At 69.3% G+C, this 17,994-nt stretch carries 15 protein-coding genes and 1 pseudogene; 2 read left to right on the forward strand and 14 right to left on the reverse strand.

What is annotated here, in order from left to right:
- Positions 1-145: 145 nt before the first annotated feature.
- From FRZ33_RS01175 to FRZ33_RS01190, 5 genes are all read right to left on the reverse strand, one after another.
- On the reverse strand, positions 146-604 hold the full coding sequence (locus FRZ33_RS01175; RefSeq protein WP_265468657.1) for an NADPH-dependent FMN reductase: 459 nt from the start codon (positions 602-604) through the stop codon (positions 146-148).
- A gap of 220 nt (positions 605-824) precedes the next feature.
- A complete protein-coding gene (locus FRZ33_RS17185; protein WP_322619027.1) occupies positions 825-1,349 on the reverse strand; it encodes an ATP-binding protein in 525 nt (174 codons plus the stop codon).
- A gap of 74 nt (positions 1,350-1,423) precedes the next feature.
- Positions 1,424-2,200 carry a hypothetical protein gene (locus FRZ33_RS15690; RefSeq protein WP_227977970.1) on the reverse strand — a complete coding sequence of 259 codons (777 nt, stop codon included), beginning with the start codon at positions 2,198-2,200 and terminating at the stop codon, positions 1,424-1,426.
- The gene (locus FRZ33_RS01185; RefSeq protein ID WP_146907088.1) at positions 2,166-2,828 is read right to left on the reverse strand and encodes a response regulator transcription factor; all 663 of its coding nucleotides are present in this window, start codon (positions 2,826-2,828) and stop codon (positions 2,166-2,168) included. The genes FRZ33_RS15690 and FRZ33_RS01185 overlap by 35 nt, the downstream gene beginning before the upstream one ends.
- Positions 2,828-3,154, reverse strand: a complete 327-nt coding sequence (locus FRZ33_RS01190; protein ID WP_146907089.1) for a PepSY domain-containing protein — start codon at positions 3,152-3,154, stop codon at positions 2,828-2,830. The genes FRZ33_RS01185 and FRZ33_RS01190 overlap by 1 nt, the downstream gene beginning before the upstream one ends.
- Positions 3,155-3,261: 107 nt before the next feature.
- On the opposite strand from FRZ33_RS01190, the gene FRZ33_RS01195 reads away from it, so the two are divergent.
- A complete protein-coding gene (locus FRZ33_RS01195; protein WP_146907090.1) occupies positions 3,262-5,307 on the forward strand; it encodes a TonB-dependent receptor plug domain-containing protein in 2,046 nt (681 codons plus the stop codon).
- Here FRZ33_RS01195 and FRZ33_RS01200 read toward each other — a convergent pair.
- The 9 genes and pseudogenes from FRZ33_RS01200 to FRZ33_RS01240 all read right to left on the reverse strand — a co-directional run bounded on the left by FRZ33_RS01200 (position 5,279) and on the right by FRZ33_RS01240 (position 16,879).
- The gene (locus FRZ33_RS01200; protein WP_146907091.1) at positions 5,279-6,736 is read right to left on the reverse strand and encodes an alkaline phosphatase D family protein; all 1,458 of its coding nucleotides are present in this window, start codon (positions 6,734-6,736) and stop codon (positions 5,279-5,281) included. The genes FRZ33_RS01195 and FRZ33_RS01200 overlap by 29 nt on opposite strands.
- On the reverse strand, positions 6,736-7,548 hold the full coding sequence (locus FRZ33_RS01205) for an inositol monophosphatase family protein (protein WP_146907092.1): 813 nt from the start codon (positions 7,546-7,548) through the stop codon (positions 6,736-6,738). The genes FRZ33_RS01200 and FRZ33_RS01205 overlap by 1 nt, the downstream gene beginning before the upstream one ends.
- Before the next feature lie 3 nt (positions 7,549-7,551).
- Positions 7,552-8,898, reverse strand: coding sequence for an MFS transporter (locus FRZ33_RS01210; RefSeq protein ID WP_146907093.1), 1,347 nt, complete (start codon positions 8,896-8,898; stop codon positions 7,552-7,554).
- Between the two features lie 30 nt (positions 8,899-8,928).
- A pseudogene (locus FRZ33_RS01215) lies at positions 8,929-10,427 on the reverse strand (CoA-acylating methylmalonate-semialdehyde dehydrogenase).
- 2 nt (positions 10,428-10,429) lie between these two features.
- Positions 10,430-11,242, reverse strand: a complete 813-nt coding sequence (gene iolB, locus FRZ33_RS01220) for a 5-deoxy-glucuronate isomerase (RefSeq protein ID WP_146907094.1) — start codon at positions 11,240-11,242, stop codon at positions 10,430-10,432.
- On the reverse strand, positions 11,242-12,132 hold the full coding sequence (gene iolE, locus FRZ33_RS01225; protein WP_146907095.1) for a myo-inosose-2 dehydratase: 891 nt from the start codon (positions 12,130-12,132) through the stop codon (positions 11,242-11,244). Before iolE ends, iolB begins: the two co-directional genes overlap by 1 nt.
- Entirely contained in the window at positions 12,129-13,973 is a 1,845-nt protein-coding gene (gene iolD / locus FRZ33_RS01230) for a 3D-(3,5/4)-trihydroxycyclohexane-1,2-dione acylhydrolase (decyclizing) (RefSeq protein ID WP_146907096.1), read from the reverse strand. Before iolD ends, iolE begins: the two co-directional genes overlap by 4 nt.
- 1 nt (position 13,974) lies before the next feature.
- Positions 13,975-15,909 carry a bifunctional 5-dehydro-2-deoxygluconokinase/5-dehydro-2-deoxyphosphogluconate aldolase gene (locus tag FRZ33_RS01235; protein WP_146907097.1) on the reverse strand — a complete coding sequence of 645 codons (1,935 nt, stop codon included), beginning with the start codon at positions 15,907-15,909 and terminating at the stop codon, positions 13,975-13,977.
- Positions 15,842-16,879, reverse strand: a complete 1,038-nt coding sequence (locus FRZ33_RS01240) for a MurR/RpiR family transcriptional regulator (protein ID WP_227977971.1) — start codon at positions 16,877-16,879, stop codon at positions 15,842-15,844. Before FRZ33_RS01240 ends, FRZ33_RS01235 begins: the two co-directional genes overlap by 68 nt.
- A 125-nt stretch (positions 16,880-17,004) precedes the next feature.
- On the opposite strand from FRZ33_RS01240, the gene iolG reads away from it, so the two are divergent.
- A complete protein-coding gene (gene iolG, locus FRZ33_RS01245) occupies positions 17,005-17,991 on the forward strand; it encodes an inositol 2-dehydrogenase (RefSeq protein ID WP_227977972.1) in 987 nt (328 codons plus the stop codon).
- Positions 17,992-17,994 lie beyond the last annotated feature (3 nt).

The following is a 17,994-nucleotide window of genomic DNA, read 5'->3' on the forward strand; positions in this document are numbered from 1 at the left end:
GGCTTGGCGCGCGTGCGCGTCGCGCTGGGCCCAGGGCAGGCCGGTGTCGTCGGGGATCGGTACGGGATGGGCGTCGGGGTCGCCATCGGGAAACTCTCTTGGGCGGGCAGTCTAGCGCCGTGACCGGGCCGGCACGATGGCGGGATCAGCCAGCCGCGAAGCGGGCGAAATCGTCGAGGAACCCGCGCAGGTTTTCCCGGACGGCGTCGTCCACAAGATTGCCTTCGGCATCGAAGGCCTTGGCCGCGCGCGACACCATCAGCCGGCCACCGAAAAACGGCCGCGTGCGGAGCGTGCGCAGCACCGGCCACCAGGCGTTCTGCGCCAGGATGGTGCCGAAACCGCCGGGCGAGGCGCCGATCACCGCCACCGCGCGGCCGCCGAACACGCGCATGGCGTCTTCGTTCGGGCGCGACAGCCAGTCGATGCCGTTCTTGAACACGCCCGGGATGCCGTTGTTGTATTCCGGCGTCACCAGCAGCAGGCCGTCGCAGGCGACCACCTTTTCCTTCAGCGCCTGCACCGTTTCCGGCAGGCCCTGGGCGGTTTCCAGGTCGGCGTCGTAGAGCGGGATGCCGTGCAGGGTCGCGACCTCCAGGGTCACGCCGTCGGGCACCGCCCGCGCGGCGGGCGCGCAGCAGCGCGGTGTTGAACGAGCCCTGGCGCAGGCTTCCGGAAATTCCGAGCAGTCGGGTCATGGGGGTCTCCGGGGGCGGGTACGGGTCACTTTAACGTGCAAACCGTGGTTTTCTGGCCGTTTCGCGTGGCGCTGCCACTCGAACCCTTGCCACCACGCGGAGCGCCCGCTTCGGAAGCTGCGGCCTTCAGCCGCTGGTGGGCCAGCGGAACGTCACCAACAAACCTCCCAGCGTCGAGCCGCCGAGCTCGATGCTGCCACCGGTGGCTTCGGCGAGTTCGCGCGCGATCGCCAGACCCAGGCCGGTGCCGCTGCCCGATTCGTCCAGGCGGCCGCCGCGCGCCAGGGCGGCGCGCATCTGTTCGCTGGCGATGCCGGGGCCGTCGTCCTCGACCGCCACGACCAGGGTGCCGTCTTCGGTCGCCGCGCTGACGCGCACCTGGCGACGGGCATGGCGCACGGCGTTCTCCAGCACGGCGCCGAGCAGTTCCGACAGGTGTTCCGCCGGCATGGCCACCGTCAAGGTGGCGGGCATGTCGATCGAAAACGCCAGTTCACCGCCGCGCTCGGTGTGCTCGAGCACGGTGACCAGTCGCTCGACCGTTTCGCGCAGTCCGGTGCGGACGTCGCGGCCGCTGTCCACTGCGGCCAGCCGTGCGCGCGCGAGTTCGGCATCAATGGTGCCGGCGATGGCGGCAATGGCGCGGTCCATGCCGTCGGCCGCGGCCTGGGCGCCGGCCTCGCGGGCGCGCCGGCTCTGCGCGGCGATGGCGGCCAGCGGCGTCTTCAGGCCATGCGCCAGGTCGGCGGCGCGGCGGCGTGCGCGTTCGAGATCCTGTTCGCGCGCATCGGCCAGGGCATTGATCGCGTCCACCAGCGGCTGCACTTCGCGCAGGCTGGCTTCGGGCAGGCGCTGGCGCGCACTGGCGCGCAGCGTGGCCAGTTCGCCGCGCACGCCGCCGAGCGGACGCAGGCCCAGCGCCACCTGCACCCAGGCCGCGGCCGACAGCACCAGCCAGAGGATCGCAAGGAAAGCCGCGATCTCGCGTCCGAATTCCGCGCGTGCCGTGCGCAGCGGCCGGGTATCCTGCGCCAGCTGCACGATGACCGCGGTCGAATCCGGATCCAGCTCAACCGTCGTTCGACCACCGCCAGCGTCTGGTCGAAGGGTCCATCGATGTGCCGCAGCCGCCAGTCGTCGCCGGGCACATCCATGGTGACCGGCAGCGCGGCGTCCCAGAGCGAGCGCGAACGAAGCTCGCCCGATGGCGTCGACACCTGCCAATACACGCCGCCGGCCGGCGTCTGCAGCCGCGGGTCGGACAGGCCGCCTTCGATCACCGCGGTACCGGTGGCCGACAGCGACAGGTCGGCGACCAGGGCCAGCGCGTCGCGGACCAGTTCGTCTTCCAGCCGGCGCTCCAGGTGCCGTTCGAACAGCAGGGTCATGAACACCCAGGCCACGCCCAGCGCCAGCAGGATCGCACCGGTGGCGCCCAGCAGCAGGCGCCAGCGCAGCGAGGGGTGATCACTCGCCCGGCTCCAGCAGGTAACCGAAACCACGCCGGGTGGCGACGATGTCGGCGCCGAACTTGCGCCGCAGCCGCGCCACGATCGCCTCGATCGCGTTGGCGTCGCCGCCGTCGCTGGTGCCGTACAGATGATCGGCCAGCTCGCCCGCCGACACCGGGCGGCCCGGCTGGTGCGCGAGGTAATCGAGCAGGCGGAATTCCAGCGGCGACAGCCGCGCGGGTGCGCCGTCGCAGGCGGCAGTCATGCGCACCGTGTCCAGGCGCAGGCGCCCGACCGTGACCACGTTGCTGGCGCGGCCGGCACCACGGCGCACCAGGCCGCGCACGCGCGCGACCAGTTCGCCCATCTGGAAGGGTTTGGCCAGGTAGTCGTCGGCGCCCGATTCGATGCCCTCGACCTTTTCGGTCCAGTCGCCGCGCGCCGACACCACGATCACCGGGAAGGCGCGGCCGGCGGCGCGCCAGCGGCGCAGCACGCTCAGGCCGTCGAGCCGCGGCAGGCCCAGGTCGAGGATGGCGGCGTCGTAGTCCTCGACGTCGCCCTGGTACCAGGCGGTTTCACCGTCGGCGACCGCGTCCACCGAAAATCCGGCGGCTTCCAATGCACGCTGCAGGTCGGCCCGGATGTCGGCATCGTCCTCGACCACCAGGCAACGCATCAGTCGTCCTTGAGTTTGATCAGCCTGCCGTCACGCGCGTCCAGGGTGACTTCGCGCACACGGCCGGTGGGCGTGAGCACCTTGACCTGGTATTCCCAGACGCCGTCGTCGCGGTCGAGTTCGACTTCGATGACGTCGCCGGGTTCGATGCGCTGCACCAGTTCCAGCACCTGGGCCAGGGGCAGGATCTCGCCGCGCTGAAGCAGGGCGCGGGCTTCCTCGTGGTCGTCGTCGTCGGCCAGTACGGCCGGCGCGGAAACGAACAGGAAAACCGCCACGAGGGCGAGCGGAAGGACAGACCAGCGGCGGGTGCGGGATGTGTTCATGCGGCGAGCATGCGAGGACCGACCTGACAGGGAGCTGACACCGGCCCGGGCCGGGATGTCAGCACGGCCAGTCTAGCCTTGGCGCATCGAACAGGGGTAACACCACCATGCGGGCTCGCGCCACGCCACTACTGCTCTGCCTCGGTCTGGCCCTGGCCGTCCATCCGGCCGGGCCTGCCCACGCACAGGACGAGGCCGGCCCGGGCCAGCGCCGCTACGAGCCCGACTTTTTCGCGGCGTCCGCGCCCGCCAATGCCTACGACATGGTGCAGCGCCTGCCCGGCTTCACCCTGGTGGATGCCGATCCCGACGTGCGCGGCTACGCCGGCGCACTGGGCAACGTGCTGGTGGACGGCGTGAGGCCGGCTAGCAAACACGACGAGCTGTCCACGCTGCTGCGGCGCATCCCGGCGGGTGCCGTGCAATACATCGAACTGCTGCGCACCGGCGAAGACGGCATCGACATGGCTGGCCACGCACTGCTGGCCAACGTGGTGCGCCGTGCCGATCCCGCGCCCGAGATGGCGGTGGAGTTCGGCCTGGCCCTGGCCACCGACGGCTGGGCCGCGCCAGGCGGTGAATTCGAATACGGTCGCCACCGCGACGACCGTGCGCTGGAGCTGGCCTTTTCCACCCGCGCCGAACCCGACGAGGATGGCGGCGAAGGCGAACGGCTCACCACGGCACCGGATGGCCAGGTACTGGAGCGCGCGCACAGCGACGACCACAGCATCACCCGGCAGCACGACGCCTCGCTGCACTGGCGCCAGCCCTGGGCGGGCGGGCGGCTCAACCTGCATGCGAACGCGCTGCAGGAAGTGCTGGACTTCGACGGCCGCCTGCGTTTCAGCGAGCCCGCACCGGCCGAGGAACGTGTCGAGGAAGACGAGGACCTGCGCCGCGCGGAAGTCGGCGCGCGGTATTCGCGCCTGCTGGCCGGCAATTCGACCCTGAGCGTGATGGCCAGCCAGCAGTCGGGCTGGCTGGACATCCGCGAGTCGTCGCGCGAAGGCGACGACGAGGAGCACTTCCGCGAAGACACGCGCCTGGGCGAAACCCTCGCCGGCATCGGCCTGGCCTGGCAGCAGGCGCCGCGGCTGTCGTTCAACGCCAGCCTGGAGCTGGCCTGGAACCTGATCGACAGCCGCACCGAGCTGGTCGAGAACGGCGTCGCGGTGGACCTGCCCGGTTCGGACGTGCGGGTCGAGGAGCAGCGCATCGAGGGCGCCCTGCTGGCCACCTGGCAACCCGCGGACGACTGGCAGGTCGAGGGCGGCCTGCGCCTGGAAGCCTCGCGCCTGCAGCAGACCGGCGACAGCACCCTGACCCGCCGTTTCAGCTATCCCAAGCCGCAGCTCAGCCTCACCCACGACATCGGCGACCGGCACGAACTGCGCGTGTCGCTGTCGCGCGAAGTTGGCCAGCTGGACTTCGGCGACTTCGTGGCCTCGGCCTCGCTCGACAGCGGCGACGTCAGTGCCGGCAACGCCAGCCTGGAACCCGACAAGACCTGGCGCAGCGAACTGGCGTGGAAATTCGGGTTCGGCGAAGACGGTGCGCTGGTGCTGGCCTGGACCCACGACCGCATCAGCGACGTGATCGACCGCGTACCGGTGCTCGCCGACGACGGCGACCTCTACGACGCCCCCGGCAACATCGGCGACGGCACGCGCGACGGCCTGGCGCTGGAACTGGGCAGTTCGCTGCACGCCTTCGGCTGGCCGAGCCTGCGCTTCAACGCCACCGTGCTGTGGCAGCGCAGCCGCGTGCGCGACCCCAGCACCGGCCAGCACCGCGAAATCTCCGAAGACAAACCGCTGGAGGGCGAACTGTCGCTGGTTCAGACGCTGCCGGCGTGGCGGCTGAGCTGGGGCCTGAGCGTGGACCTGGCCGAATCCGAAACCTCGTACCGCTACGACGAGATCGCCAGCGAGACCGAGGGCCGGTCCTGGCAACTGTTCGCGGAACGGCGCTTCGGCAGCCAATGGCGCCTGCGCGCCGAACTGAGCGACCTGGACGGCCGCACGATCCGCGAACGCCGCGACCGCTACGACGACCTGCGCGGCACCGGCCCCGCCGACGAGATCGAAACCCGGCGGCACCGCGCGCCGGGCCTGCTGATGTTCAGCCTTCGCCGGGATATCGGCGCTTAGGCCAGCCGGATGCCTGGTCGAAGCCGTAATACCCCTTGCCGTCCTTGAAACGCTGCAGGCGCTCGAGTTCGACCGGATCAGCCTTCCTGTCCCAGGTGCGCACGCCGTTGCGCAGGTCGGCCGGCGTCAGCACCAGCGGGTCCCACACCGCTTCGCCCAGGATGTCGTGCAGGGTGTAAGTCAAAGTCGGTGTGTCGCCGGTGAGGTCGAAACGCATCACGCCGACATTCACGCTGCGGGTCCAGGTGTCGCGGATGCGCACTTCCGGGGCCTGCCGGGTGTTCTTTGCGGCCGGCATCTGCGCCAGCGGCGAGGAACAGAAATCGTAGATGTCGTAACCGCCGGCATCCGAACGCGGGATGCAGTTGAGTTCGCCCATGTGCGAGTCGCCGGAGATGCAGACCACGCCGGAAATGCCGTTGTCGCGGATGAAGTCGAAGATCTCGTCGCGCTCGGTGGCGTACACCGCCCAGGAGTCGCCGCCGGATTCGTTTTCGGCCGACGACCAGCCGCCGCCGATCGCCAGCACCTTGAAGGGCGTGGTGCTCGCCAGCAGTTCGCGCTTGAGCCAGGCCTTCTGCGCGGCGCCGAGCATGGTCTTGGCGGCGGTGTCGGGCCGGCGGGTCGGGTCGCGGTGGTAACGTCCGTCGAGCACGAAGAAGTCCACGCCGCCGTAGTGCTGCTTGAAATAGACGCCGGGATTGTTGCTTTCGCCGTAGGACGGGTTGGCCCAGAAGTTCCTGAAGACCCGCAACGACTCCGCCTTGAACGGATTGTCCCCGTCGGAATCGTTGTAGCCGAAATCGTGATCGTCCCAGGTGGCCAGCTGCGGGGTCGAACGCAGGAAAGGCTCCAGCCGTTCGACCGCGCGGCCGCGGCCGTACAGGTCCACCAGCGCCTCCACGTTGTCGCTGTCGGCGTAGATGTTGTCGCCGAGCCAGAAGAACAGGTCCGGTTCGAGCGTGCGCACGGCGTTCCAGATCTTCTGGTCCGGGTCGTACTGGATGCGGCAGCAGGAACCGAAACCGATGCGGAAGTCGGCATTGCCGGCCGGCGCGGTGCGGGTGCGGTGCGGCAGGGTCTGGTAGCGGTCGTACTGGCCGTCATAGACCAGGCGGTACCAGTAGTCGGTGCCGGGTTTCAGGCCCTCGGCGCGCAGCACGATGCAGCACTGGTCCGCCGCTTGCGCCATTGCGCTGGAACCGGGGATGACGGTGTCGAAATCACGATGTTCCGACACCTCCAGCTTCACCTCGAACGCGCCGCTGGCGCGCACCCACACCGTGATGTGCTCCGGCCCTGGCGCACCCACCATCGGGCCCTGCAGCGCGCGCGGATAGCCGAGCGCGGCGGCGACCAGGCGCGGCATGGCCGAGGCCAGCGCGGCGAAGATGCCGGTGGCGAGGAAAGTCCTGCGTGGGATCTTCATCAGGCGCCCTGCCCTGCCAGCGCGGCGTTGAGCTGCCCGATGAGGGCATCGTGCAGCACGCCGTTGCTGACGCAGACGTTGTTGTTCTCCAGCACCAGGTCGCTGCCGGTGACCGAAGTCGCGCGACCACCCGCTTCCTGCACCAGGATCACGCCCGGCGCCATGTCCCAGGCGTTGAGCATGCGTTCCCAGTACGCGTCCCAGCGGCCGGCCGCGACCCAGGCCATGTCCACCGCGCAGGCACCGGTGCGGCGGATGCCGGAGACGTGGTCGGTCAGCCGGGCCATCTCGCGTGCGAACACCGGGTGGTCGGGTTTGCCGTTGAACGGGATGCCGCAGGCCAGCACCGATTCCTTCAGCGTCGAACGCGAAGACACATGGATGCGGCGACCGTTGAGCCAGGTGCCCTTGCCGGTTTCCGCGACATACAGCTCATCGAGCATCGGCAGGAAGGTGACGCCGGCGATGACCTTGCCGTCCTGGGCCAGCGCCACGTTCACACCCCACAGCGGCGAGCCGAACAGGAAGTTGGTGGTGCCGTCGAGCGGGTCCACGATCCATTGCCGCGTGCTGTCCCGTCCACCCGAGACCCCGCCTTCTTCACCGAGGAAGGCGTAGTCGGGCCGTGCCGCCGCGAGCATCGTGCGACAGGTCTGCTCCGCCTCTTCGTCGGCGATCGAGACCAGGTCGGCCGGCCCGCTCTTGGCCCGGATGGAGAGTTCGGCGATCTCGCCGAAACGCGCCTGCAGCCCTTTGCCGGCGGCGCGGGCGGCGTCGATCATGGACGCGAGGTCCTGCGATGGCGAAAACATGGTTCAGTCCCTCAGGCGCGTGCGCCACAGGCTCGCGGCCAGCAGCATGGAAAGTACCGACGAACCGATCCAGAACCAGATCACCGGGCCGAAATCATAGCTGCGCACGTCGCCGACCACGGTCATGCCACGTTCGATCAGCGCGCCCGACACCTGTTCCTGGATGCCGGCGCCGATGTAGCTGAAGATGCCGATCACGCCCATCGCCGCGCCGGCCACGCGCTTGGGCGCGATATCCACCGCGAACAGGCCGCCGAGCGAAGTCACCAGTCCGGTCAGGCCCATGCCGAACAGCAGCATGCCGGTGATCAGCCAGGGCACGCTGGTGGGCCCGAAGAAGATGATGCCCAGGCCCAGCAGTTCGACCAGCGCGAAGATCAGGTTGGCCGGCGGACGGCGCGCATCGAAGAACTTGTCGGAAATGAAACCGAAGGCGACGGCGCCGGCGATGCCAGCCAGGGTGCTGGTCATCAGCAGCGTGCCGGCCATCGGCAGGCTGAAGCCGCGCTCTTCCTGCAGGTAGAGGATGCCCCAGGAGTTGATGGCGTAACGCGTGACATAGGTGGTCGCACTGGCCAGGCACAGGATCCAGATCGCCGGCAGCTTCAGGATGGACAGCTGCAGGCCCAGCACCGTTTCGGCCGCCGGGCGTGGCGCTTCATTGTAGAAGTCCTGTTTCCACGCATTGACCGAGGGCAGGCCCAGCGTCTGCGGCCGGTCCTGCAGCAGCCAGTACACGCCGGCGGCGGTGAGCAGGCCGATCAGGCCCGGACCCCAGAACCCCCAGCGCCAGCCCAGCACCGCAACCAGCGTGCCAACGCCGAGGAAGGTCAGGCCTTCGCCGAGCGAATGCGCGGTGCTCCAGATGCCGTAGGCGCGGCCACGTTCCTTGTTCGAGAACCAGGCCGTCATCGCCACCACGCCGCCGGGCGCACCGAAACTCTGGAACCAACCGTTCAGGCCCCACAGCAGCACCGCCGCCCACAGCACGGTGTTGAAGCCCATCGCCAGGTTGCACAGCGCGGTCAGGGTGAAGCTGAAGGCCAGGAACACGCGCATGTTGGCGTGGTCGGACAGGAAGCCGTTGGTCAGCTTGCCGATGGCATAGGTGTAGAACAGCGCGGAACCGATCAGCCCCAGTTCCGTCGGCGAGAACACACCCGCGTCGATCAGCGGCTTCTTCACCACGCCCAGCGCCAGCCGGCAGGTGTAGATCAGGCCGTAACCCAGGGTGATCGCCAGCATCACGCGCAGGCGGTGTTTGCGGAAAAGTTCGTTGATGCGGGATTGATCGGTGATTTCGGGCAGGTCCGGTCCGGTGCTGAAGAACTTCAGGATGGCATTGGCCACGTTGCATTCCCTCCCAGGAATCAGCGGGTGTCAGCGCATCGTCGGGATGACGAAACTCTGGTCGGAAACCGCCCCGCCTTTTGGCCAGCGCTGGGTGACGGTCTTGGTGCGGGTGTAGAAACGCACGCCGTCCTGGCCGTACTGGTTGAGGTCGGAAAAACCGGAACGTTTCCAGCCGCCGAAGCTGTGGTACGCGACCGGCACCGGGATCGGCACGTTGATGCCGACCATGCCGACTTCGACCTGGTCGGCGAACTCGCGCGCGGCATCGCCGTTGCGGGTGAAGATGGCCACGCCGTTGCCGTACTGGTGCCGCGAGGCCAGGCCCAACGCCTGCTCCAGGCTGTCGGCGCGCACGATCTGCAGCACCGGCCCGAAGATCTCCTCGTGGTAGCTGGCCATGCCTTCGCGCACGTGGTCGAACAGCGTGGGCCCCAGGAAAATCCGTTCTCGTGGCCGGGCAGCTTGAAGCCGCGGCCGTCGAGCACCAGTTCGGCACCCTCGTCCACGCCGGTCTGGATGTGACTTTCGATGCGCGCCTTGTGCGCGGCGGTCACCACCGGGCCGTAGTGCGCCTGATCGTCGCTGGACACGCCGATGCGAAGTTTCGCGATCGCCGCCAGCAGTTTTTCCCGCAGTGCCACCGCGGTCGCCTCGCCCACCGGCACGACCACCGGCAGCGCCATGCAGCGCTCGCCCGCGGACCCGTAGGCGGCGCCGATGATGTCGGCCACGGTCTGGTCCAGGTCGGCGTCGGGCATGACGATGCCGTGGTTCTTGGCGCCGCCCATGGCCTGCACGCGCTTGCCGTGAGCGGCGCCCATCGCGTACACCGACTGCGCGATGTCGGAGGAACCGACGAAACTCACGGCCTTGATGTCGCGGTGGCGCAGGATCGCCTCGACGATCTCCTTGTCGCCCTGCACCACGTTCAGAACGCCCGGCGGCAGGCCGGCTTCGATCATCAGTTCCGCCAGCCGCACCGGCACCGACGGATCGCGCTCGGACGGCTTGAGGATGAAGGCGTTGCCACAGGCGATGGCCGGGCCGAACATCCACATCGGGATCATGGCCGGGAAATTGAACGGCGTGATGCCGGCGACCACGCCCAGCGGCTGGCGCGCGGAGTACACGTCGATGCCCGGGCCGGCGCCCTGGGTGTATTCACCCTTGGTCAGGTGCGGGATGCCGCAGGCGAACTCGATCACTTCCAGCCCGCGCTGGATGTCGCCGCGGCTGTCGGCGTGCACCTTGCCGTGTTCGCTCGACAGCAGCGCGGCCAGTTCGTCCATGTGCACTTCCAGCAGGCGCTTGAACTCGAACATCACCCGCGCGCGGCGCTGCGGATTGACCTGGGCCCAGCCGCGCTGCGCGGCCACGGCATCGGCGATGGCATGTTCGAGTTCCGCCTGTGTCGCCAGGGCAAGTTCCGCCTGCACGGCACCGGTATTCGGATCGAACACCTCACTCCAGCGTTGCGGTTCGCCGGCCATGTGTCGGCCTGCGATGAAATGTCCCACCTTGCGCATGTTCAGCCCTTGGGTTTGCGGACGATCCAGTCGTGCGCCGGATCGTTTCGGAAGATCCACTCGCGCGTCGGGCCGGCCATGACGTTGAGGTAATAGAGGTCGTAGCCGTGCGGCGCGCCGACCGGGTGGTAACCACGCGGCACCATCACCAGGTCACCGTCCTCGACGCAGACGGTTTCGTCCAGCGAACGGTCGTCGGTATAGACGCGCTGGAAGGCGAAACCCTGTGGTGGCTGCAGCCGGTGGTAATAGGTTTCCTCCAGCGCGGTCTCTTCGGCCGTGGTGGCGGTGTCGTGTTTGTGCGGCGGGTAACTCGACCAGTGGCCGCCCGGCGTGATCACCTCCACCACCAGCAGGCTGTCGGCCGGCTGGGTCTGCGGCAGGATGTTGCGCACGTGGCGGGTGTTGGTGCCGGTGCCGCGGGTTTCGCGCGACATGTCGGCATCGGCGATCAGGCGCGGTTCGCCGGCGCCACGGCCGGGCGCGCTGCAGACCGCCAGTTCGACCGGGCCGCGGGCGATCACGGTGTAATCGGTGCCGGCCGGCACGTACACGGCACCGGGCGCACGGTCCTCGAACGGCGTGGCGCGGCCGCCGATGCCGTCGAAACGCACGTCGCCCGCCTGCACGTCGGCCGCGCCGGACACCAGCACCAGGCAGGTTTCGCGAGCCGGTTCACCGCCGGAAAAACGTTCGCCGTCCGCAAGCTTCACCAGCCGGAACCCGACATGCGACCAGCCGGCGCTCTGTGGCGTCACCTCCAGCACGGTGCCGGTGGCGTCGCGGGTATGCGGGCGGACACGCAGCGTGGCCATCAGGCCAGGCCCGCCTCGGCCGCGCGGGTTTTCAGGGTCGCCAGGCCGAGGTCGGCGTAGGCGCGCGGATCGGCCAGCACCGGATCCTGCTCGGCTTCGATCACGATCCAGCCGCTGTAGCCGATCGCCTTCAGCGCCTGCATCACCGCCGCGTAATCCAGGCTGCCGTCGCCGGGCACGGTGAACATGCCGGCCAGCACACCCTCGAGGAAACTCGCGCCCTTGCCGCGCGCCTCGGTGTGCACGTCGCGGCGGATGTCCTTGCAGTGAACGTGGGCGATGCGCGCCGGCTGCTCGCGGATCACCTGCACCGGGTCGATGCCGCCGAGCGCGGCGTGGCCGGTGTCCAGCGTCAGGCCGACGCTGGGGCCGGTGTGCGCGAGGAAATGCTTCAGGTCGTCGGCGGTCTCGACCACGGTGCCCAGATGATGGTGGTAGGCGAAGCGCAGGCCGCTGGACCGGATGTAGTCGGCCACTTCGGTCAAACGCCGGCCGAACTCGGCCCATTCCTCGGCGGCCAGGCGCGGCGTGCCGGTCATTGGCGTCGCCTTGTCGCCATGCACGGCGTTGGAGGTTTCCGCGAACACGAACACCGTGCTGCCCATGGCCTTGAGCAGGCGCAGGTGCGGCTGCAGCGCGGCGATCTCGGCGGTGGCGTCCTGGTGCAGCAGCGAGCCGCTGTACCAGCCGCCGATCAGGTCCAGGCCGTAGCTTTTCAGCAACGGCGCCAGCGTTGCCGGATCGCGCGGGAACTTGCCGCCCAGTTCGACGCCGGCGAAACCGACGTCGCGGATGTCGGCCAGGATGTCGGCCAGCGGCGTGTCGCCGCCCAGCTCGGGCATGTCGTCATTGGCCCAGGCGATGGGGCTGACGCCGAAACGGATGCTCATGACAGGTCTCTTTTCATTTTCACGCCGGCCTCGTAGGCCTGGCGAGCCGCCCTGACTTCGGGGCGTTCGGATACTTCGGGCACGGCCACGTCCCACCACCAGCCGCCGGCTTCGGTGGTCTTGCGCGGGTCGGTCTCGATCACGATCACGGTGCTGCGGTCGGCGGCCCGTGCGTGCCTGAGCGCCTCTTCCAGTTCGCCGAGATGGGTGGCGTATTCGGCCAGTGCGCCGAGGCTGCGCGCGTGTGCCACGAAGTCGATTTCTGCCGGCCGTTCCTGCCGGCTGTCGGCCAGCAGATTGTTGAAACCGGGCGTGCCGGTGGCCTGCTGCAGGCGGTTGATGCAACCGAAGCCGCGGTTGTCGAGCAGCACTACGATGAGCTTGCGTCCCAGCATCACCGAGGTGGCCAGCTCCGAGTTCATCATCAGGTAGCTGCCGTCGCCGACCATCACCACGACCTCGCGCGCGGGTTCGGCGAACTTCACGCCCAGGCCGCCGGCGATCTCGTAGCCCATGCAGGAGTAGCCGTATTCGAGGTGGTAGCCGCCCGGCGCCGAAGTGCGCCAGAGCTTGTGCAGCTCGCCCGGCAGTCCGCCGGCGGCGCAGACCACGACGGCGTCATCGGCCACGCCACGCTGCACGGCGCCGATCACCTGGGCATCGCTGGGCCGCGCGGTGTCGCGCGTGCCGGCGGTGGCGGCGGTGACGGCGGCGTTCCATTCCCTCATCGCTGCGATGTCGGCCGTGTGCACTTCATCGGGCACCATCCAGTCGGCCAGGCGCGTGGCCAGCGCTTCCAGCACGAGCCGCGCATCGCCGAGCACTGGCGAGGCGCCGTGCTTGTGCGCATCTGCGACCTGCACGTTGACCTGGAACAGCCGCGCATCCGGGAACAGGCTGCGCGAGCCGGTGGTGAAGTCCTGCAGGCGCGTGCCCACCGCCACGACCACGTCGGCGGCACGCGCCGCGGCATTGGCGGCGCTGGAACCGGTGACGCCGATCGAACCCAGCGACTGCGCATGGTCCCAGCGCAGCACGCCCTTGCCCGCCTGCGTTTCCGCCACCGACAGGCCGGTGCTTTCCGCCAGCGCGGCCAGCGCGCCTTCGGCCAGGCTGTAACGCACGCCGCCGCCGGCGATCAGCAGTGGGCGCTTCGCCCCGCGCAGGGCCTGCACCAGCGCGTCCAGTTCACCGGCATCGGCGGGCTGGCGCCGCTCGGGCCACAGGCGCGGCGCGAAGAAGTCTTCCGGATAGTCGAAGGCCTCGGCCTGCACGTCCTGGCAGAAGGCCAGGGTCACCGGGCCGCAGCCGGCGGGATCACGAAGCACGGCCATGGCGCGCGGCAGCGCGTCGAGCAGTTGTTCGGGGCGGGTGATGCGGTCGAAATAACGCGACACCGGACGGAAGCAGTCGTTGGCCGAGACCGTGCCGTCGCCGAAATCCTCGATCTGCTGCAGCACCGGATCGGGCCGGCGGCTGGCGTAGACATCGCCCGGCACCAGCAGCACCGGCAGGCGGTTGACGTGCGCCAGCGCCGCGGCGGTGACCATGTTGGTCGCGCCCGGACCGATCGAGGTGGTGCAGACCATCGCGCGCTGGCGCCGCAGCTGCTTGGCATAGGCGATGGCGGCATGCGCCATGCCCTGCTCGTTGTGCGCGCGCCAGGTCGGGAATCGTTCGCGCTCGGCATACAGCGCCTCGCCCAGCCCGGCGACATTGCCATGGCCGAAGATGGCCCAGGCGCCGGCGAAGTAGTTCACGGTTTCGCCATCCACCACCACGTTCTGCGCGGTGAGCCAGCGCACCATGGCCTGGGCGGCGGTGAGGCGGGTCGTCTTCATCTCAGGCGGTTCCACGCTGCAGCGGTTGCTCGGCCCGGGCGTCGCGCCAGGCATCCACGAGGACGCCGAAGCGGCGCACCAGGTCGGCGATCGCGGCTTCGTCGTCGATGCGGCCCGCCAGCCACTGCTCGGCCGCGTCGGCCCAGATCGTGCGGCCGACCGCGAAGCCCTTGATGATCGGCGAGCGCGCGGCGACCGCGAAACCCGCCACCAGTTCGTCTTCCGGCGCCGACAGGCCCAGCAGCACCACGCCGCGGCAGCGCGGGTCGTTGGCTTCGATGGTGGCCTGCACGCGATCCCAGGCCGCGAGGCTGTCGCTGGGTTCGAGCTTCCACCAGTCGGGACGCATGCCCAGATCATAGAGCCGCTGCAGCACGCGCGACACCGTGGTTTCGTCCACCGGCCCGTGGCGGGTGGCGATGATCTCCACCAGCAGTTCGTGCCGGGTCTTGCGCGCGGCGTCCTGCAGGCGCAGCAGCTGGCGCTCCTGGCGCTCGCGCAGGTCCTGCGGATCATCCGGGTGATAGAACGCGAGGCACTTCACCACGTGGTTCGCGGGCCAGGTCGCCAGCTCGGTGGCGACGTCGGCGGAACATTCGAATTCCAGCGGGCGTGAACCAGGGCGTTCGATCGGCCGGCCGATCCAGTACGGCGTATCGGCCGCGGCTTCCAGCCCGCGCATGCCGAAACGCCCGTCCAGCAACACGCCGAAGCGCGGATCGCCCTCCGCCAGCTGGTGCACGGCCTGCAGCGCCAGCGCCTTGAAGGCCTGGATGCGCGCCGGATCGGCGCCCAGCTGTTCGCACAGGGTCTCGAACTGGCTGCGGTGGTCCATCGCCAGCACGGTCAGTTCGTCCCACTGGCCGCTGCGGGTCGAGGCCCAGTGCAGCTGTTCCAGCGCGGCATCGTCGCGCAGCAGGTACGGACGCTGCTCCGCGACCAGGAAGGCCTGCAGCTCGTCCCAGGTCGGCATCGCCGGCGAACAGCCGTGGCGCGAGACCACGATCGCGCCGCAGGCATTGGCATAGCCGCAGCTGGTTTCCAGCGGCTCGCCGCGCAGCCAGCCGCGCAGGAAACCGGCCATGAAGGCGTCGCCCGCACCCAGCACGTTGAACACTTCCACTTCGAATCCGCGTCCGACCACGCCCTGGTCGAGGCTGTCCGGAATGTCGCCGGGGAAGGCCGAACAGCCCAGCGCACCCCGCTTGCAGACCAGCAGCGCCGGCGTGCGCGCGCGGATGGCGCGCAGCGCGGTGGTCGTGTCGGTGCTGCCGCCGAGAATGTGGATCTCTTCTTCCGTGCCCACCACCAGGTCGCACAGCGGCAGCACCTGCTGCAGGCGTTCGGTGACCGCGGCGGCGGCGACGAAGCGGTCCTCGCCGCGGTCCTTGCCAGCCAGGCCCCACAGCACCGGCCGGTAGTCGATGTCGAACACCACGCGGCCGCCGCTGGCGCGCGCGATCTCGCAGGCGCGCACCGAAGCCGCGAACACGGATGGCGTGGACAGATGGGTGCCGTTGACCAGCACCGCCGACGCCGAGGCGATGAAGGCGGGATCCAGGTCGTCCGCGGCCAGCGCCATGTCGGCGCAGTCCTCGCGGTAGAAGATCAGCGGAAAAGTGTCGGGGTCGCGGATGCCGAGGAAAACCAGGGCGGTCAGGCGCGCGGGGTCGGTCAGCACGCCCTGCACGTCCACGCCTTCGCGCTGCAGCTGTTCGCGGATGAAACGACCGAAGTGGTCGGCGCCGACCCGGGTCACCAGGCCCGTGCGCAGCCCGAGCCGCGAAGCGCCGACGCTGGTGTTGGTGGGGCTGCCGCCGATGTACTTGGCAAAGGACAACATGTCCTCCAGCCGGCCGCCGACCTGTTCACCGTAAAGATCGATGCCCGACCGGCCGAGGGTGATCAGGTCCAGCCGGTGTTTGCTCGCCGCCATTCGGCCCGCCTCTGCTCTGCCTGGGGCGCCCACCGCCCGGCCGATGTAAAATATATTCTATTTTCAGAACGTCGGCAACATTCGTTTCATTTCTTGGTCCGGGCACCCAGTTTCGACGGGTTGCGGGCCGGCTCGGCGGTCGAAAAGGCGTAGGCGATGATGGGGCCTGGGCCAGGCACATCGACACCGACAGCGAGCGGAATTTGCGGATCTCCGCTTCGCGCACCTGCAGCACCAGGCTGGCCGGCTTGGCCACCGGGCTGACCAGGCTGTCGCTGATCGACAGCACCTTGCACTGGCGGTCCACCGCGGCGTCGATCAGGTGCACCGCCTCTTCGGCGTACGGGTGGTAGCTGACCACGATCAGCAGGTCGTCCTTGCCGATACCGTGCACCTGCTGCCGGGCCATGCCGCCCAGGCTGTCGATGAACACGGCCTTCTTGTCGACCTGGTGCAGCGAATAGGCCAGATAGGCGGCCACCGGGAACGAGCGCCGGAAGCCGGCCACGTACACCGTCTGCGCCTGCCCGATCAGGCGCACGGCCTGGGCCAGGGCCTCGCGGCCGATCATCGCGCCCAGGTTCTGCAACGCCATCACATTGCCTTCGACGAACTCCGACAGCACCTGCGCCGGGTCGCCGACCGCCTTGCCGTCCACGGTCTCGGCGAACTCGCGCACCCGTTCGCTGTAACCCAGCGAATGCGCGCCCAGCAGCAGGCCGTCGCGGAACAGCCGCTGCATCTGGGTGGCGCCGTCGAAGCCGAAGGACTTGGCGAAGCGCACGATCGCCGAAGGCTGCACGCCGATGCGCTCGGACAGCACCGCCAACGTTTCCAGCGCCACCGCGTTGGGTTCGTCCAGCACGTAGCGGGCGATCTGCTGCAGGCGCTTGCTGAGCGATTCGTAGCGCTCGAGGATGGCGGCGCGCAGTTCTTCGGCGGTGGCGGGCGGGGTGCTCAGTTCGGCCATGCAGCCGCTCCTATGGGGTCAGGGCCGGGACGGGGTGTCGCGGGCCTTTCAAGTTTTGGAAATTCTATTACAATCCTGAAACGGAACAAGTATTCCATTCTGCGGCCGGGCCGCGCGGAGCCATTGTGGAACGAATCCAGCTTGCCTTGATCGGTGCCGGGCGCATGGGCCAGGTACACGGGCCGAACGCAGCCCGGCATCCGGGGCTGCAGCTCAGATATGTCGTGGATCCGCGGCCCGAGGCGGCCCGGGCGATGGCCGAACGCTTCGGCGCCCAGGTCGCCGGGCTTGAGCAGGCCCTGGCCGACCCGGCGGTGGGCGGCGTGCTGGTCTGCAGCTCGACCGACCAGCACCTGGGTCACGCCCTGGCGGCGGTGGCCGCGGGCAAGACGGTCTTCTGCGAGAAGCCCATCGACCTGGACCTGGCCAAGGTGCGCGCCGCGGAATCCAGGTTCACCGGCGCCCGTTTCCTGCTCGGTTTCAACCGGCGTTTCGACCCGCATTTCCAGGCGCTGAAGGCGAAGCTGGACAGCGGCGCGATCGGCCAGCTCGAAAGCCTGCACCTGGTGAACCACGACCCGGCCGCTCCGCCGCCGGGTTTCGTGCCGACCAGCGGCGGGCTGTTCAAGGACTTCACCATCCACGACCTGGACCTGGCGCGCTGGCTGCTGGGCGAGGAGCCGGTGTCGGTGTACAGCACGGCCAGTTGCCTGGTGGACCCGGAGATCGGGCGTCAGGGCGACGTGGACACGGCGCGCACGGTGCTGCGCACCGCTTCGGGCCGACTGTGCGTGATCTCGAACACGCGCCGCAGCGGTTACGGCTACGACCAGCGCATCGAGGCCTTCGGCTCGGCCGGCATGGCCACCGCCGGCAACGTCGCGCCCGACACGCTGCAGGTGCTGACCGAAGCCGGCGTCACCGGCACGCCGATCCACCCGGGTTTCGCCACGCGTTACGCGCACGCCTACCGCGCCCAGATCGAACACTTCGCCGACGTGCTGCACGGCCGCGCGCAGCCGCGCGTGGGTTACGCCGACGGCGTCGCAGCGCTGGTGCTGGCCGAAGCCTGCGACCGTTCGCTGCGCAGTGGCGCGGCTGTCGAACCCTGAGGA

This window comes from Arenimonas daejeonensis (genome assembly GCF_007993735.1).
GTDB classification, from domain to species: Bacteria; Pseudomonadota; Gammaproteobacteria; order Xanthomonadales; family Xanthomonadaceae; genus Arenimonas; species Arenimonas daejeonensis.

Coding starts and splice junctions, on each gene's coding strand:
- FRZ33_RS01190 (WP_146907089.1), bottom strand. CDS start 3,154: ATGAACACATCCCGCACCCGCCGCTGGTCTGTCCTTCCGCTCGCCCTC.
- FRZ33_RS01195 (WP_146907090.1), top strand. CDS start 3,262: ATGCGGGCTCGCGCCACGCCACTACTGCTCTGCCTCGGTCTGGCCCTG.
- iolD (WP_146907096.1), bottom strand. CDS start 13,973: ATGAAGACGACCCGCCTCACCGCCGCCCAGGCCATGGTGCGCTGGCTC.
- FRZ33_RS17185 (WP_322619027.1), bottom strand. CDS start 1,349: ATGGACCGCGCCATTGCCGCCATCGCCGGCACCATTGATGCCGAACTC.
- FRZ33_RS01235 (WP_146907097.1), bottom strand. CDS start 15,909: ATGGCGGCGAGCAAACACCGGCTGGACCTGATCACCCTCGGCCGGTCG.
- FRZ33_RS01240 (WP_227977971.1), bottom strand. CDS start 16,879: ATGGCCGAACTGAGCACCCCGCCCGCCACCGCCGAAGAACTGCGCGCC.
- FRZ33_RS01185 (WP_146907088.1), bottom strand. CDS start 2,828: ATGCGTTGCCTGGTGGTCGAGGACGATGCCGACATCCGGGCCGACCTG.
- iolB (WP_146907094.1), bottom strand. CDS start 11,242: ATGGCCACGCTGCGTGTCCGCCCGCATACCCGCGACGCCACCGGCACC.
- FRZ33_RS01200 (WP_146907091.1), bottom strand. CDS start 6,736: ATGAAGATCCCACGCAGGACTTTCCTCGCCACCGGCATCTTCGCCGCG.
- iolE (WP_146907095.1), bottom strand. CDS start 12,132: ATGAGCATCCGTTTCGGCGTCAGCCCCATCGCCTGGGCCAATGACGAC.
- FRZ33_RS01205 (WP_146907092.1), bottom strand. CDS start 7,548: ATGTTTTCGCCATCGCAGGACCTCGCGTCCATGATCGACGCCGCCCGC.